The following is a 1,855-nucleotide window of genomic DNA, read 5'->3' as shown; positions in this document are numbered from 1 at the left end:
CGAGCACTGAGGGTGTTGCGGAATACCTTGCAGAACACGCAGAAACATTATAATTTAAACGCCGAAGGAATAAAATCCCTTCGGCTACGCTAACGCTATGTTTTACCTCAGCGGTAAAAGCTCATTTTTCTTCTTAATATTGCAATTTGTCATTTTTCATTCTCTTCTAAAAAATCACTCTTATACTGTTAGCATCACCATTAGAGGCACACAATGAGATCATCCTATTTTACTATTTCATTTGACAACAATATATCTAATAAGATATAATATCCATGCAGTGGAAAATAAATTATTATCAAAACCAAAACGGTAAGTTACCCGTAAAAGAGTGGTTAGAGGATATCGGCAATGAACCGAAAGCTGAAATATTCAGGATATTCACTCTGCTACAAAAATACGGTACAGAGTTAGGACTCCCGTTTGTAAGACCGTTGGAACAAAAGATTTATGAAGTACGGGCAAAAGACAAATCCGGTATTTATCGAGTACTCTATTTTGCCTACACCGATAAAACATTTGTAATGCTTCACGGCTTTCAAAAGAAAACCCAGAGCACACCAAGAAAAGAACTTGAAATTGCCATCAAACGGCTAAAAGAGGTACAAAATGGATGATTTTCAACACCATCTAAACGAATCACTACAAAACGAAGAATTTAAAACGGCGTATGAGCAAAAAGAGTTACGCTTTAAAATTATCGATATTTTAGTTGGACTCCGGTTGCAATACAAACTTACCCAAGGTGAATTGGCAAAAAAGCTAGGAACGACACAAACGGTCATTAGCCGTATCGAAAACGGCTCGGTCAATGTCGGAATTGATTTCTTGCAAAAACTCGGAAATGCTTTTAATAAAAAGATAGAGATTACCGTGGTGTAGAACCTTGTATAATATATTATGCAATACTCTTTTTTAGCCTCTTACGCTCTTATTATTTTCGCTCTCTGGTACTCACGCCGTGAACAGTTCGGTTTGGAGAAAAAAATCCTCACCAACTCGATTTTGGCGATGGTGCAGTTGGGACTCCTCGGGTATGCTCTCGTTTATCTCTTTAAAATCGAACACCCATCACTCTTGTTTTTCGTATTACTGGGGATGGTGACGTTCGGAGCGTATACGGCAAAAAAACGCTCCCCTTTAGGTGAGCACAGTTTTAAAATCGCCTTTTTTACCCTCGGAGCTTCATCGGGGATTGTTTTTCTCTCCATGATGGCATTTGGAGTGATCCATATGGTTCCCCATGAGATGATCCCTATCGGGGGGATGATTATCGGCAACGCCCTCAACGTCTATACCCAAAGCACCGAGCGGTTCCGTGCAGAGGTAAAAAATACGATCGAGATTATCGAGGGGATGGTCGCATTGGGTGCGCCGCTCAAAGAAGCGCTTAGCTTTGCCTCGAAAGCTTCCGTCAAAGCTTCGATGATCCCGACGCTTAATATGCTCCAAACGGTCGGAATCATCCACATCCCCGGTATAACGACGGGGATGCTCCTCGCGGGTGCCGATCCGCTAAGCGCAATCTCGTATCAGCTCGCCGTCATGTATATGATGGTGGCGGTGGCGTTGCTCGCGGCAGTGTTTAGCACGATGTTCTCCTATCGGGTCATTATCGGAGCGGCGTTTATTTCTCATTCTAAATAAAATCAATCTATTTCTATTCCATTTTTTTCTAATATCAAATCTAAATCTGGATATTTTTCGAGTAAAAATTCATATATTCTATCTTCTCTATCCATTACACTCCACGAATGATTAAAATTCTGAAAATATCGTTCAAGGTCATAGATCATTAAAGCATTACGAATTAAGCCTATACTTGTTTTATTTTTGTGAGGATTTTTTTCTGAAA

General features: G+C 40.3%; 4 protein-coding genes. 3 read left to right on the top strand and 1 reads right to left on the bottom strand.

Annotated features, from left to right (window positions below):
- Positions 1–275: 275 nt before the first annotated feature.
- From A3G19_RS07380 to fetB, 3 genes are read left to right on the top strand one after another with little or no spacing between them, the layout of a single operon-like run.
- Positions 276–617: a type II toxin-antitoxin system RelE/ParE family toxin gene (locus A3G19_RS07380; RefSeq protein WP_294871651.1), complete on the top strand. Its 342-nt coding sequence runs from the start codon at positions 276–278 to the stop codon at positions 615–617.
- Positions 610–882, top strand: coding sequence for a helix-turn-helix transcriptional regulator (locus tag A3G19_RS07375; RefSeq protein WP_294871648.1), 273 nt, complete (start codon positions 610–612; stop codon positions 880–882). Before A3G19_RS07380 ends, A3G19_RS07375 begins: the two co-directional genes overlap by 8 nt.
- An 18-nt stretch (positions 883–900) precedes the next feature.
- Positions 901–1,647: an iron export ABC transporter permease subunit FetB gene (gene fetB / locus A3G19_RS07370; RefSeq protein ID WP_294871645.1), complete on the top strand. Its 747-nt coding sequence runs from the start codon at positions 901–903 to the stop codon at positions 1,645–1,647.
- Between the two features lie 2 nt (positions 1,648–1,649).
- Here fetB and A3G19_RS07365 read toward each other — a convergent pair.
- A partial coding sequence (locus A3G19_RS07365) for a hypothetical protein (protein ID WP_294871644.1) occupies positions 1,650–1,855 on the bottom strand: 206 nt, incomplete at its 5' end.

The organism is Sulfuricurvum sp. RIFCSPLOWO2_12_FULL_43_24 (assembly GCF_001829605.1).
Lineage (GTDB): Bacteria > Campylobacterota > Campylobacteria > Campylobacterales > Sulfurimonadaceae > Sulfuricurvum.
The sequence above is the reverse complement of the archived record's forward strand: the minus strand, read 5'-3'. Positions and strand labels throughout refer to the sequence as shown.